Origin of the sequence: Caballeronia sp. INML3B (assembly GCF_023631305.1) — a bacterium.
Taxonomy (GTDB): domain Bacteria; phylum Pseudomonadota; class Gammaproteobacteria; order Burkholderiales; family Burkholderiaceae; genus Caballeronia; species Caballeronia turbans.
On sequence record NZ_JALQDI010000071.1, the window covers coordinates 1 to 14,323 of the forward strand.

Consider the following 14,323-nt stretch of genomic DNA (forward strand, 5'->3'; position numbering starts at 1 on the left):
GCGTAACGCTGGCGGCCGGTCAGAACGGCGGCGGCAATCTGTCCGTGCTCGGCTCGAACGTGACGGCGGACAAGGGCCGCATCGCGCTTGTTTCGACGGGCGACATCAACATCGGCAGCGTGAGCGAAACGCATGATTCGCAGAGCTGGTCGCATCAGAACAGTTCGGGCTTCCTTGCGAACACTGAAACGACCGACACGGCGAACGCGCACGCGGTGTATGCGAACGGCTCGACGATCTCGGGCGATACGGTCATGGGCGTGGCCGGTCGTGACATGACCATCAGCGGTTCGACGGTCGCGGCGACGAACGATGTGGCGCTGAGCGCCGGCCATGATCTGACGATCGACACGACGCAGGATAAGAGCCAGTCGTCATCGTTCCATCAGGAAACGAAGACCGGCATGGGCGCATCGGGTACGGCCATTTCGTACGGCACGCACGACCAGAAGGACACGAGCAACGACGCGTCGGTGAGGAACAACGCGAGCCTGATCGGTAGCACGGATGGCAGTGTGCATCTGTCGGCCGGCAATGACCTGCACGTCACGGGAAGCGATCTGATCGCGGCGAAGGACATGATCGGTACGGGCGCGAACGTGACGATCGATGCGGCGACCGACACGTCGCATCACGACGAGACGCATGAGACGAAGCAAAGCGGTGTCTCGCTCGGCGTCAAGGGCGGTCTGGTCGACATGATCCAGTCGGCGGCGGATCAGGCGGACGCGTCGGGCAAGAGCGAGGATTCCCGCGCCTCGACGCTTCATTCGATTGCGGCGGCGGGGAGCCTCGCGGCGGCCGGTGAATCGATGGCAAGCGGCAAGCCGGACGTCAAGGTCGAACTGAGCTTTGGCAGCAGCCACAGCAAGGACACGTTCACCGAAGACACGACGACGCAGCGCGGCTCGAACGTGCAGGCAGGCGGTACGGCAATGTTCGCGGCGACGGGCAGCGACACGCCTGGCAGCGGCAACGTGACGATCGCGGGCTCGAATGTCAACGCAACCGATGTGGTGCTCGCGGCGAAGAATCAGGTCAACCTGGTCAACACGACGGACACGGATTCGACGCGCAGCACGAACGAGTCGAGCAGTTCGAGCGTGGGCGTGTCGTACGGGACGCAGGGTTGGGGCGTCAGAACAACAAACCCTGCTTCGAGCTGGGTTTGTTGTTTGTGGGAGTGGTTCAAGCGGGCGTGATGACGAGTCTTCCGTGTTCGACTTGCACTCTCACGCTTACCGGCCGCGCAAGACTCCTGCGCCCCTTTATCCGTGGATCCAACAGGCCGAGCGCGAACGGCCGTTTCTCTTGATGTGTCGCTCGGCAAGAGCGGTTGATGCTTTAAGATTGGCGTCAGCCATAGTCAACTCCTCAGATGAGTTGGTTGTGGTCAGCGGGTCGTATGGGTTGCCGCCCATGCGGCCCGCGCTTCTTCAAACGTGTTTCTTCCCTACTTCTGCCCGCCGATATGTGCCCTGGAGCGACGCGCCGCGTTCAAGGCGGCCATCGCGGCTCGCTCCGAACTTGCAGCCGAGCGATTGCCTTAACGAATGCCGTTGATCGAATATCTGCAGGCCGAGTGAGTTAGCGGACGAAAAGGAAAAACTATTTCGATCGATCGCGAAGATCGATTCTTTGCGCCATGCCTGTTTCAACGGCGTGCCCGACAGGCTCGTTCTGCAATTGGCTGTCGCGCTGTGAGCCGACACATCATCATGAGCGGCTATGCGGCGAACGCCGGTGCCTTCGTCGAGACCCACATCCTCGACAATCTTTGGTCGCGCGTGCGGTGCCGCAGCGCGAGAAGGAATACGAACCCGCCTTGGTCAGGCGATTGTCGAACGAGATACGCTGACCCGGCGCGGAACCCGCTCTGATATTTTTAAGCCTCTGTGGAGTCGGCATTCCCCTTAGGTATAAGCAATGCAACGTTTTTCGCGCCGACGCTAAACCGCCCTCCATAACGCGAGCCTCGGCTCGACGACGCGCACGTAGCGCGCGGAGCCCCGTGCAATAAGGCCTGACGCCAGCGCAACGCCTGATCTTCAAAAGGCGCATCCGAAGCCGTTAACCACGTTTGCAACATTTTGCGAGCGCGCACCATTTCCGCTGTGACAAGGCTTCGGGGCCCGCAATCAGCAACGTTTTGATGACGGACCCCTCGCCCGGCGCCCCACCCGACAAGGCATTCGCCAGACGAAAACGTTTGGCGTGGGCGCGATGTCGCGTTCGATCCGTATGAAGGTCGCCTTTCATGTTTGAATCAATTTTGTTCGTAGTCGAGCACGCGCCGCCGCGCGCTGCGTGCGGACTCGCGCAAACCCCAACTGGTATAAGGATTGGCGTGCGCTGGCACACCTCTCGCTAATGTATGACCACGCACGAAGGTCACCGCGATCCTTCAACAACAGATAAGAGCGGTGAATTCGTGCTACGGGGCTGGTCGCAACAGGGTTCGATGTACGCCGACAGATGCATACGCGAATCCTGTTGCGAGCCAGAAGAAATCAAAAGCGCCAGGCGCACACGCACGAGACTAAAAAAAATGTTGACTCTCCAATCCGATCTGCACGGCAATCATCTGTTGGGCGCGCTTCCGGCACAGGAATGGCAAGCCATTGCGCCGCATCTCGAACTTGTCCAGTTGCGCACCGAGCAGTTGCTGTGCGATTCCGGTCAGCGCATTCACCACGTCTATTTCCCGACCACGGCGATTATTTCGCTGCTGCATACGATGGAAGACGGCGGCTCCGTCGAAGTCGCGGCGGTCGGTCGTGAAGGGATGTCCGGCGTTCCGGTGCTCACGGGCGGCGACACCATGCCCACGCGCGTCCAGGTGCAATGCGCGGGATTCGCGTATCGCATGAGTGCGGGCGCGCTGCGCGAGCACTTCGGTCGCTCGGACTTTCTGCGCCGCGTGATGTTGCTGTACATGCAAGCTCTTCTCACGCAAGTCGCGCAGACGGCCGCATGCAACCGCCATCACTCGCTGTCGAAGCAACTGTGCCGCTGGCTGCTGATCCAGACGGATCGCACGCCGTCGGATCAACTGCGTGTCACCCAGCAGATGATCGCGGACATGCTCGGCGTGCGCCGTGAAGGCGTGACCGAAGCCGCAGGCAAGCTGCATGACGCGGGCGTGATTCATCATAGCCGCGGCTGCATCAAGATCCTGGATCGCGCAGAGCTGGAAGAGCGCGCGTGTGAATGCTACGGCATCGTTAAGCGCGAGTTCGATCGGATGCTGCCGCGTCGGCAGGTGGAAGCGACGGTTTGAGCGATTTTCGCCGGATTCCGTATTGATGTTGGTTTATCAGCGTTGCGCCGCACAGGGGCAGTGCCAATAGACCAACAAGAACCGGGATCCGGCGAAAAAAGAAAGCATTCAAACGAGGGCACGGCTGGCCGCAGCCGCCCGCCCCCGCAACCAGTTGATGCTCGCAAAAAGCAGCACAGCAAACACAATCAGCATCGTCGCAACCGCGAGAATCGAAGGATCGATCGAATCGCGGATACCGCTCCACATCTGACGCGGCACGGTGCGCTGATCCGGCCCGCCGATGAACAGGATCACGATCACTTCATCGAATGAGGTCGCGAAAGCGAACACGCTGCCCGTGGCGACCGCAGGCGTGATGAGTGGCAAGGTCACCCGCCGGAACGCCGTCCAGGGCGTCGCGCCGAGGCCGGATGCCGCGCGCAGCAGACTCTGATCGAACGACAACAACGAAGCCGTCACCGTGATCACGACGAACGGCGTGCCGAGCGCCGCGTGCGCGAGAATCACGCCGGGATACGAGTTCACGAGCCCGAGCGGCGCGAAGATCAGATAGAAACCCGCCGCGACGACGACGATCGGCACGATCATCGGCGAGATGATGATCGGCATGATCACCGAGCGCAGCGGAAACTGCGAACGCGAGAGACCGAGCGCCGCGAGCGTGCCGAGACACGTGGCGATCAACGTCGATGCCGCGCCGATGCCGATGCTGTTCAATAACGAGCGCTGCCAGTCGGGGCTCGTCAGCGCCTGTTCGTACCAGCGCAGCGAAAAACCCTGCAACGGATACGAGAAATACGATCCTGAATTGAACGAGAGCGGAATGATCGCGAGAATCGGCGCGACGAGAAAGAACAGCACGATTGCGGTATGCACGCGCACCCAGCGCGATGCGATGCGTTCGGTCAATACCTTGTTGCGTTGCTCTTTCATGGAAGGAGGACTCCTCAACCGAATCGCAACCGGTCGATGCCGACGATGCGGTTGAACAGGAAATAGAAGATCGCCGTGAAGATCACGAGATACGCCGATAGCGCGCCCGCAAGCCCCCAGTTGAGCTGCGTGTTCGTTTGCAGCGCGATGAGCTGACTGATCATTTCATCGCCTGCGCCGCCGAGCAGCGCGGGCGTGATGTAGTAACCGAGCGCAAGCACGAAGACGAGAAAGCAGCCCGCGCCGACGCCCGGCAGCGTCTGCGGAATATAGACGCGCACGAAGGCGGTGAACGGATGCGCGCCGAGCGATTGCGCCGCGCGCACGTATACGGGCGATACGCCTTTCATCACCGAATAGATCGCGAGAATCATGTATGGCAAAAGGACGTGCGTCATGCCGATCAACACACCCGTGCGATTGAAGATGAGCGGCACCGGATGCGTCGCAAGGCCGAGCCCCATCAACAGACCGTTGATGACGCCGCCCGGTTGCAGCAGCACATACCACGCCGTCGTGCGCACGAGCAGCGACGTCCAGAACGGCACGATCACGAAAAGCATCAGCCGATTGCTGCTCTGCGCGGGCAGATTGGCGAGCAGCCATGCGACGGGATAACCGAGCACGAGGCACAACAGCGTGACGGACGCGCTGATCGATATCGTGCGAAGGAACGCCTGTCGATACACCGACGAGTTATCCGGCACGAATGCGACGTTGCCTTGCGGCGTCACTTGCGCATCGACGGCGGCGAGCAGATAGTCCGGCGTCGGCGAGGTCGCTGCGCGCTTCAAAAGACGCCAGATTTCAGGCGAATTCCAGCGTTCGTCCATCTCGATCAGCGCCGGCTTCCATGCAGGCGGTGTCTCGTCGCGGACGCTGCGCGCGGTGCGCATCAACAGGCTGCGAAATTCGGGCTGCGCGAAATTCAGCCTGCGGGCGACGGTGCCGAGCTGCCCGCTCTGCTGCGCATCCCTGAGCCCGGCGGCGAGCAGCGCGAATGTATGTTCATCGGGCACGCCGCGTCCGTCCCACGCATTGAGCGCGCGCGTGAGCGTGGGCATGCTGCCCGGCACTTCCTTGTTCTCGACACTGCGCGCAAGCAGCAGCGCGATCGGTGCGATGAACGTCGACAGCAGAAACACGATCAACGGCAATGCAAGCATCAACGCCTGCACCGATGCGCGGCGGCGCGCTCTTTGATACGAAGCACGGCCATCGGCTCTCGTCGGAGAACCGGTGGCGGGCGCGTGAATCGATGCAGGCATGAGGTCCTCGAGTCGTCGAACGCGTTACTGCGTCAGCCACACCTGAAAGCGCTTGTTGATCTGGTCCGCGTTATCTGCCCAGAAATTCGCGTTGATCTGCACGGCGCGCTTGAAGTTGTCCGGCGCGGTCGGCATGTCGGCAAGACGCTGTTTATCGACGAGCGCAACCGCATCCTTGCGCGGCGGCGCATACGCGATGTACTTCGACAGATCCGCGGATGCCTTCGGCTGCGCTTGCGACACGATGAACTTGGCGGCCGTGTCGGCGTGTTTCGCGCCAGTCGGAATGGCCCACCATTCGAAGTCGTAGACCTGCGCATCCCAGACCGCCTTGAACGGCTTGTTGTCCTTCTTCGCGGCATCGTCGATGCGGCCGTTATAGGCCTGCACCATCACGACCGCGCCATCGGCGAGCAGCTGCGGCGCCTGCGCGCCCGACTCCCACCACACGATATTCTTCTTGATCGTGTCGAGCTTCTTGAAGGCGCGATCGACGCCGGCGGGCGTGCCGAGCACCTTGTACACGTCCTTCGGCTCGACGCCGTCCGCGATCAACGCCCACTCCATCGACACCTTCGGCGACTTGCGCAAGCCGCGCTTGCCGGGAAATTTCTGCAAGTCGAAGAAATCGTTGACAGTGGTCGGCGCGGTCTTCAGCTTGCTCGTGTCGTAGGCATAGACGGTGGACCAGACCATGCTCGCGACCGCGCAATCACTAATCGAGCCGGGGATGAAATCGCTCGTCTTGCCGAGTGACTTCTTGTCGAACTTCTGCAGCAGGCCTTCATCGCAAGCGGTGATCGCGTCGTTGGTTTCAAGATCGATCAAATCCCATGTCGTGTTCTTCGCCTGCTCCATCGCGGAGAGCTTGGCTAAGCCGCCGTCGTACGATTCGGTCGAGAAGTTCACGCCCGTTGCCTGTGTGAACGGTTCGAACCAGGCCTTCTTTGCCGCGGCTTCGAATGCGCCGCCGAAAGTCACGACAGAGAGCGTCTCCGCTGCGTGTGTCGGGATAGTTGCAAACGCAAATACTGCGAGTGCGGCGCATTGTGCTTTGATGTGAGTGCGCATGTCAGTTGGCTCCTGCGGGTGCGGTCGAGATGAGGGAAGGTGAGGGCGGTGTGGTCGGGGCTATCGCGGGTGCGCTCTTTTGCGCCATCATCGCGAGAATCTTGCAGTCGTCGTGACGCCATGCAATGTCGATCGTGCTGCCGGCGGACGGCAACGCATGGCGCTGCGTGTTGGGTACTTTGACGACGATGGAATCGCGCGAGCCGAGCTTCAGATGCACGCGATGATGATCGCCGCAATACACGAGTTCCTCGACGCAGGCGCGCACCACGTTGCTGTGCTCGTCGGGCTGCGCGCCTTCCGTCCCCGGAATATGCGCGCGTTCGGGACGCAGCGCGAGCATCGCTTCGTCGCCGGCGCGCAGGCCGTGTTCGCAGCGTCCGCGAATGACGCTGCCATCCGACAGCGCAAGCGTCGCCCATTCGTCGTTCACACCGGTCACGCGCCCCGTGAGCCCGTTGTTCTCGCCGACGAAGTTTGCGACGAACGCGTTCTGCGCGTTCTCGTAGAGTTCGCTCGGCGTGGCGGCCTGCTGAATGCGGCCATCGGAGAAGACGGCGACACGGTCGGACATCGTCAGCGCTTCGGCCTGATCGTGCGTCACGTAGACGATCGTCAGCGAAAGCTCGCGATGCAGGCGCATGATTTCGTATTGCATCGTTTCGCGCAGGCGCTTGTCGAGTGCGCCGAGCGGCTCGTCCATCAGCACGACGCTCGGCTCGAACACGAGTGCGCGTGCAAGCGCGACGCGCTGCTGCTGCCCGCCGGAAAGCTGGGAGGGACGCCGGTTCGCGAGATGCGGCAGCTCGATCATCTCCAGCGCGCGCCGGACGCGCGTCTTCTGCTCGGCGCGGCTCACGCGACGCACGGAAAGCGGAAACGCGACGTTCTCCGCAATCGTCAGATGCGGAAAGAGCGCGTAGTTCTGAAACACCATGCCGATGTCGCGCTGATGCGGCGGCTTGTCGTCCAGACGCCTGCCATCGAGGCGGATCTCGCCTTGCGTCGGCGTCTCGAAGCCGGCGAGCATCATGAGCGTGGTCGTCTTGCCCGAGCCGGACGGACCGAGCAGCGAAAGAAACTCTCCCTTGCGCACGTCGAGGTTCAGGTCCTCCACGACGTAGTTCGCGCCGTCGTACGATTTGCTCACGCCCGAGAAGGAAATGAAGGAAGGGTCTGACATCGTGATCGCGTCCTGTCTTTCAGTGCTGTGCGAGCTTCGCCGCGATGTAGCGTGCGAAGTCGTAGTTGGGCCGTTCGAGATGGCTCAGGTTGCCGGGCTTCGCGAGCGGCGCATGCACGCCGCGAAACACGGCTTCCACGCCGCGCCTGTCTTCCGCGTTCACCTCATCGAGCAGCTTCTTCAACGTCGTCATATGCGCATTCGCTTCCGGATCGGCAATGAACTCGGGCGCGAGCCCGCCGCCGAAGCGGATATGCACTTGCCCGACGCCGCGCGGCTGCAGCACGAGATACCAGAAGTAGCCGGGCGTGAGCGTAACGAGATGCGCCGGGTAGATCGCGAGCAGCGCGGTCGTCTTGCGCCAGTGACCGGATAACCGCGTGTTGTCAGGATGCGCATTGCCGATCGGCAAGCTCGCTTCCTTCGTGATCCAGTGATAGTTGAACGCGGGATAGCCGGGCGGGCACTCCATCTCTTCGAGCCTCGAATGCGGCCCCACGGTTGCGCGATGCAGCATCGGCAGGTGATAGCTTTCCATGAAATTCTCCGCGAGGATCTTCCAGTTGGTATCCCACACGTGCTCTTCATAGAAAGTTTCGATGTAGTCCGTCATCCCGTACGCGCCGATGAGTTCGCTCAATTCGGCCAGTTGCTGCTGAACGGGCGGCGCACTTTCATTGAGCGTCACATAGATCCAGCCCTGCCATTGTTCGCAGCGCACAGCGGGTAATTTATAGCTTTCCTTGCAGAAGCCTTCTTGCCGGTCCATGAGCGGCGCGCCTTTCAATTCGCCGTCGAGCCCATAGCTCCATGCGTGATACGGACACACGATACGGCGCTTGTTGCCGCGCCCTTCCAGCAGCACCGACATGCGATGCAGACACACATTCGACATCGCCTTGAGCTGCATCTGCTCGTCGCGCAACACGACGATCGGTTGTGCGCCGAGTTGCGCCGTCAGATAGTCGCCAGGCTCTTTCAGCGCGCTTGCACGGCCGACACACTGCCATTCGCGCGCAAAGATGTCGTGCTCTTCGAGGGACAGAAACTCGGGCGATGTATAGACGCCGGGCGGCATGGCGCGCGCATCGCTGAATGATCGTGCGCAATTCGACCGCAATTCGTCGATGACCGTTTGCACCGCGATGGTCCTTGTCATGAGGCTCTCCATGTTCCTCCCCGTGGAAGCGCGTCAACGCGAGGTTTCAAGGCGTTGCGCCCGGCATGGACATCAATCTATCAAGCCAAATTGCCAGCCAAAATATTGTTTTCGGATACAAAGCAAAGCTTTTACCTATGCAGCGCGGATAACTTCTCTATCCGATAGCGCGCATCATGTATCGATATGCAGCCGCCGTATATAAGTCTCGCAGAAGGACGAAAAGCGATGCACGACCTGGCGCGGGCGCATCGTGCGCGATTGCGCGATGCCGAGCGTCGTCGCGTTGACGTTGTCCTTGAAGCGTTTAATCACGAAGTCTTCGCCGTCCACCGTGCGATTCGACTTGAGCGGGAAATTGAGGATGCTATAGCCGAGGCCGTTCGCCACCATGCCGCGCACGACTTCCGGCTGCGATGAACGAAACGCGGGCACGGGGCGGCTGCCGACCGCATCGAAGAGCGCCGCGAAATACTCGCGGCTGTGCGGCAGATCGAGCATCACGTAAGGCTCCGGCAGCAAGTCGGCGAGCGATACCTTGCGTGCGCGCGCAAGTCGATGCGTCTTAGGGAGGATCACATACGGCGGCAAGGAAATCAGCGGCGTGAAGGCGATGTCTTCGGTGAGGTCCAGGCTATAGGTCAGCGCAATATCGAGCGAGCCGTCGTGCAGGCCGCGCAACAAGCCGTCCTGATGGGCTTCTACCGTGCGAAACGAAATGCCCGTGTGCCCGGCCGTGAAGCGGCTGATGAGACCCGGCATGAGCGGCGGCGCGAGCGACACGAGGCAACCGAGCGCGATTGAGCCTGTCATGCCGCCATCCATTTCCTTCGCGGCCATTTGCAGTTCTTCCGCGATCTTCAGCAAATTGCGCGCTTGCCCGAGCAAATCGCGGCCTGCTTGCGTGAGCGACAGGCCGCTCGCGTGACGGCGGATGAATAGTTGCACGCCGAACGACTCTTCGAGATCGGCGAGCGCGGTCGAAATCGACGGCTGCGAGATATGCAGTCTTTTCGCGGCGGCGGTGAAGGACAACGCTTCCGCCGTGACGACGAAATAACGTAGCTGCCGCAGCGAGTAGCGCAAGGGATGGATGTCCATCGACGATGCTCCAGAGATCATGCTTCGATGGGCGGCATTGTGAAACGCTCAAAAATCATTGCATAGCCAAATCCGATGCTAGGCATTTTTTAAATATATTTTTCAGATTCTGGCGGGGCGCGTAGATTTTCACGAGACATCACGGATACAACGGCCTTTCAGAAGGACATAGCCATGACAGTGGAAATGAAGTCAATCGACACGCTGGTGGTCGGCGCGGGACAAGCTGGTGTCGCGATGAGCGAACATCTGAGCAAGCTCGGCGTGCCGCATCTCGTGCTGGAACGCGACCGTATCGCCGAGCGCTGGCGCACGGGCCGGTGGGATTCCCTCGTCGCCAATGGCCCTGCATGGCACGATCGTTTCCCTAATATGGAGTTCGCCGATTTCGACCCCGACGGCTTTGCATCGAAGGAACAGGTCGCGGACTACTTCGTCCAGTACGCGAAAAAATTCGATGCGCCTATTCGTACCGGCGTCGAAGTGAAGAAGGTCGTGCGCAATGCGGGGCGGCCCGGCTTTACCGTCGATACATCTGAAGGAATCATCGAGGCGAATCGCGTCGTCGTTGCAACGGGCCCGTTCCAGCGTCCCGTGATACCGCCCATCGCGCCGAAGAGCGCCGCGCTCATGCAGATTCATTCCGCCGACTATCGCAATCCGCAGCAATTGCCGGAAGGCGGCGTGCTGGTCGTGGGCGCGGGATCGTCGGGCGTGCAGATTGCCGATGAACTTCAGCGCGCGGGCCGCCGCGTGTATCTGTCGGTCGGCGCGCACGACCGCCCGCCGCGCGGATATCGCGGACGCGACTTCTGCTGGTGGCTCGGCGTGCTCGGCGAATGGGACGCGGAAGTGATGAAGCCCGGCCGCGAGCACGTGACGATCGCGGTGAGCGGCGCGCGCGGCGGACATACGGTGGATTTCAGGCGTCTCGCGCATCAGGGCATCACGCTCGTCGGCCTGACGAAATCGTTCGACGATACCCGCGTCACGTTCGAAGCCGATCTCGCGGACAACATCCGTCGTGGCGACGAAAACTATCTGTCGCTGCTCGACGCCGCCGATGCCTATGCACGGCGCAACGGCCTCGATCTTCCCGAAGAGCCGGAAGCCCGAATCATTCCCGCCGATCCGGAATGCATGACGCATCCGCTTCTCGAACTCGATCTGGCGAAGGAAGGTGTGAACTCCATCATCTGGGCGACGGGCTATGCCGTCGATTTCACCTGGCTGCAAGTCGATGCCTTCGACGACAAGGGCAAGCCGAAACATCAGCGCGGTGTCGCCAAGGAACCGGGCATCTATTTTCTCGGCTTGCCGTGGCTGTCGCGCCGCGGCTCGGCGTTCATCTGGGGCGTGTGGCACGACGCGAAACATATCGCCGATCACATCGTCACGCAGCGCAAATACCTCGCGTATTACGACGCGCCGCAACATCACGCAGACGAGCAGCGCGTCGAAAGCGTGGAGGGCGCACCCGATGCGTCGCGCGTCCACAAGGTCAGCGAGATGGGCGTCAACTGATTTCAAACAATCCCGTATCAAGGTGCATTCGATGAGCCAACCTACGCATACCCGTATCCGCATGTTCAACACGAAGGATACGTACCCGAATCAGTCGCTCGACAACGATCTTTGCCAGGCCGTGCGCGCGGGCAATACCGTCTATGTGCGCGGTCAGATCGGCACGGACTTCGACGGCAATCTCATCGGTCTCGGCGACCCGCGCGCGCAGGCCGAGCAGGCGATGAAAAACGTGAAGCAGTTGCTCGAAGAGGCGGGCAGCGATCTCTCGCACATCGTCAAGACGACGACCTATCTCACGGATGTGCGCTATCGCGAGCCGGTGTATCGCGAAGTCGGCAAGTGGCTGAAAGGCGTGTTTCCCATCTCGACGGGCCTCACCGTCGTGGCGCTCGGTCAGCCCGAATGGTTGATGGAGATCGACGTGATCGCCGTCATTCCCGATGGCTGGACGCCGCCTCAGGCCTGAACGACGTAAAGGAGGGCACATGACTTTTTCTATCGTCGGACGATGTGAAAAGACGGGGCAGCTCGGCATCGCGATCAGTTCATCGAGCATCGCGGTGGGCGCGCGTTGTCCCTGGGTGCGTGCGGGCGTCGGTGCTGTCGCGACGCAGAACGTCACGCTGCCCGCGCTCGGCTCGCAGATTCTCGATCACATGGAAAGCGCGAAGCTCGATCCCGCCGCGGCGCTGGACCGCGCGCTGGCTGCGAATGAATGGAGCGAGTATCGGCAGGTGACGGTGGTCGATGCGCAAGGCCGCACCGCGTTCTTCAGCGGCAAGCAGGCGCTCGGCACGTATCACGCGGTCGCGGGCAGGCAATGCGTCGCGGCAGGCAACATGCTCGCGGGCATTCATGTGATCGAAGCGCTGATTCCCTCATTCGAGAACGCATCCGGCCATCTCGCGGATCGCCTTCTCGCGGCGATGCAGGCCGCGATTGCAGCGGGCGGCGAAGTGGGACCCGTGCATTCGGCGGCGCTGAAGATTGCGGGCAAGCAGAGCTGGCCGCTCGTCGATCTGCGTGTCGACTGGGCGGATGACGATCCCATCGGCAAGCTCGATGGTCTCTGGCAGGCGTACAGGCCGCAGATGCAGGACTACGTGACCCGCGCATTGAATCCGACCGCCGCGCCGAGCTACGGAGTGCCGGGCGATGAGTGAAGCGACGAGCCGCGATCTGCTCGAACGGCTAATCGGCTTCGCGACGGTGAGCCGCGATTCGAATCTCGAGTTGATCGAATTCATTCGTGATTACCTCGCGGCGCATGACGTCGAAAGCGAGTTGTTCTACAACGCAAAGCGCACGAAGGCCAATCTGTTTGCGACGATCGGACCGCGCGATCGCGGCGGCATCGTGCTGTCCGGTCATACCGACGTCGTCCCGGTCGATGGCCAGCCGTGGACCGTCGATGCATTCCGCCTCACGGAAAAAGATGGACGGCTGTATGGCCGCGGCGCAGCGGATATGAAGGGCTTTCTCGCGTCGGTGCTGGCCGCGGTGCCGGTGTTCACGAAGCGCGATCTCAGCTTGCCCGTGCATCTCGCCTTCTCCTACGACGAGGAAGTCGGATGCCTCGGCGTGCGGCCGATGCTGGCGCAACTGGAGCAACGCGCGCACAAGCCCGTGCTGTGTCTGATCGGTGAGCCGACGTCGCTCAAGCCTGTGCTCGGACACAAGGGCAAGCTCGCGATGCGCTGTCAGGTGAAGGGAGCGCCGTGTCATTCCGCGTATGCACCGTATGGCGTCAACGCGATTCAGTATGCGGCGCGCCTGATCAATCGTCTGGAAGAGATCGGCGAGAAGCTGGCGCAGCCCGAACGTCACGACGCGCGTTTCGATCCTCCGTATTCCACCGTGCAGACGGGCACGATCAAGGGCGGCCGCGCGCTCAACATCGTGCCGGCGGAATGCGAGTTCGACTTCGAAGTGCGCGCGCTGCCGGGCTTCGACGCGAATACGGTCGCCGACGACTTGCAAGCCTACGCGCAAGCCGAACTGCTGCCGAAGATGCGCGCCGTGAAGTCCGACACCGACATCCGCCTCGAACCGCTTTCCGCCTATCCCGGACTGGCGACGCCTCCCGATAGCGAAGCGGCGCGTCTGCTCGCGCTGCTCAGCGGGTCGTCGGCATTCGGCACGGTGGCTTTCGGCACGGAAGGCGGGCTCTTCGATCACGCCGGCATTCCGACGGTCGTATGCGGTCCCGGAAGCATGGATCAGGGACACAAGCCCGATGAGTTCGTGACGGTCGAACAACTCCGCGGTTGCGACGCGATGCTGATACGGCTCGCGGACCATCTCGCGACCACAGCCTGATTACTCACCACGCGCTTGAAGCGATCCCGACGCCCTGAGCGTCAGGGCATCGCTTTGCCGCGCGCATCTCCGGCCCGTGTACATCGGCGTATTCATGAACGGCATTGTGCCGAAATATCTCGATGGCGCGGATCTGTCGTGGGTCGCCGGGTTGCTCCTGACGTCGCCGGTTTATTACTGGCTCGCGTCGCGGGATACGGTTTAACGGCGCAGGCAAAAACGATGCGCAGATGACCTCCAGTGCGGCGCGGTAACGAACGGTTGCCGTTCGGGCGGGACTTTTTCCTGCCCGACAAAAGTGTTGTACGTCCGCCTGCGTTTACGCCTCATGTGCATATGCACATAATCGCGTCACCTGCTGCGAAAACCCTTCGCGGCGCATCGAGGCGGTGACGATCGGAAGCTCGCGCAAGGCTTCAGTGACAGAGATTCGTTGCGGCACGCATCGCTCCTCCTCGCTCAAGTATCCAGGAGGTTTA

Annotated in this window: 13 protein-coding genes; 6 read left to right on the forward strand and 7 right to left on the reverse strand. The window is 61.6% G+C overall.

Annotated features, from left to right (window positions below; all coding sequences use genetic code 11):
• Nucleotides 1-1,202, forward strand: a 1,202-nt coding sequence (locus NCS58_RS28825; protein ID WP_250538926.1) for a hemagglutinin repeat-containing protein, incomplete at its 5' end; no start/stop codon positions are given.
• Between the two features lie 234 nt (nt 1,203-1,436).
• On the opposite strand, the gene NCS58_RS28830 is transcribed toward NCS58_RS28825, so the two are convergent.
• Nucleotides 1,437-1,763 carry a hypothetical protein gene (locus NCS58_RS28830; protein WP_143756366.1) on the reverse strand — a complete coding sequence of 109 codons (327 nt, stop codon included), beginning with the start codon at nt 1,761-1,763 and terminating at the stop codon, nt 1,437-1,439.
• Between the two features lie 785 nt (nt 1,764-2,548).
• On the opposite strand from NCS58_RS28830, the gene NCS58_RS28835 reads away from it, so the two are divergent.
• Nucleotides 2,549-3,280 (forward strand): Crp/Fnr family transcriptional regulator, encoded by a 732-nt coding sequence (locus NCS58_RS28835; RefSeq protein WP_061119554.1) that lies wholly within the window; start codon nt 2,549-2,551, stop codon nt 3,278-3,280.
• Nucleotides 3,281-3,388: 108 nt separating this feature from the next.
• Here NCS58_RS28835 and NCS58_RS28840 read toward each other — a convergent pair whose 3' ends face one another.
• From NCS58_RS28840 to NCS58_RS28865, 6 genes are all read right to left on the reverse strand, one after another.
• A complete protein-coding gene (locus NCS58_RS28840) occupies nt 3,389-4,216 on the reverse strand; it encodes an ABC transporter permease (RefSeq protein WP_061119555.1) in 828 nt (275 codons plus the stop codon).
• A gap of 14 nt (nt 4,217-4,230) precedes the next feature.
• Complete coding sequence (locus tag NCS58_RS28845) at nt 4,231-5,484, reverse strand: ABC transporter permease (protein WP_061119556.1); 1,254 nt, start codon at nt 5,482-5,484, stop codon at nt 4,231-4,233.
• A 24-nt stretch (nt 5,485-5,508) separates the two neighbouring features.
• Nucleotides 5,509-6,555 carry an ABC transporter substrate-binding protein gene (locus NCS58_RS28850; protein WP_061119557.1) on the reverse strand — a complete coding sequence of 349 codons (1,047 nt, stop codon included), beginning with the start codon at nt 6,553-6,555 and terminating at the stop codon, nt 5,509-5,511.
• Between the two features lies 1 nt (nt 6,556).
• Nucleotides 6,557-7,738 (reverse strand): ABC transporter ATP-binding protein, encoded by a 1,182-nt coding sequence (locus NCS58_RS28855; protein WP_250478083.1) that lies wholly within the window; start codon nt 7,736-7,738, stop codon nt 6,557-6,559.
• Between the two features lie 19 nt (nt 7,739-7,757).
• Nucleotides 7,758-8,897, reverse strand: coding sequence for an SRPBCC family protein (locus NCS58_RS28860; RefSeq protein WP_061119590.1), 1,140 nt, complete (start codon nt 8,895-8,897; stop codon nt 7,758-7,760).
• A gap of 174 nt (nt 8,898-9,071) precedes the next feature.
• On the reverse strand, nt 9,072-9,998 hold the full coding sequence (locus NCS58_RS28865) for a LysR family transcriptional regulator (RefSeq protein ID WP_061119559.1): 927 nt from the start codon (nt 9,996-9,998) through the stop codon (nt 9,072-9,074).
• 174 nt (nt 9,999-10,172) lie between these two features.
• On the opposite strand from NCS58_RS28865, the gene NCS58_RS28870 reads away from it, so the two are divergent.
• The 4 genes from NCS58_RS28870 to argE are packed head-to-tail and all read left to right on the forward strand — an operon-like array spanning nt 10,173 to nt 13,844.
• Nucleotides 10,173-11,522, forward strand: coding sequence for an NAD(P)/FAD-dependent oxidoreductase (locus NCS58_RS28870; RefSeq protein WP_061119560.1), 1,350 nt, complete (start codon nt 10,173-10,175; stop codon nt 11,520-11,522).
• Nucleotides 11,523-11,553: 31 nt separating this feature from the next.
• Entirely contained in the window at nt 11,554-11,991 is a 438-nt protein-coding gene (locus tag NCS58_RS28875) for a RidA family protein (protein WP_061119561.1), read from the forward strand.
• A 19-nt stretch (nt 11,992-12,010) separates the two neighbouring features.
• Nucleotides 12,011-12,688: a DUF1028 domain-containing protein gene (locus tag NCS58_RS28880; RefSeq protein ID WP_250538927.1), complete on the forward strand. Its 678-nt coding sequence runs from the start codon at nt 12,011-12,013 to the stop codon at nt 12,686-12,688.
• Nucleotides 12,681-13,844, forward strand: a complete 1,164-nt coding sequence (gene argE / locus NCS58_RS28885) for an acetylornithine deacetylase (protein WP_061119563.1) — start codon at nt 12,681-12,683, stop codon at nt 13,842-13,844. The genes NCS58_RS28880 and argE overlap by 8 nt, the downstream gene beginning before the upstream one ends.
• The last annotated feature ends 479 nt before the right edge of the window (nt 13,845-14,323 follow it).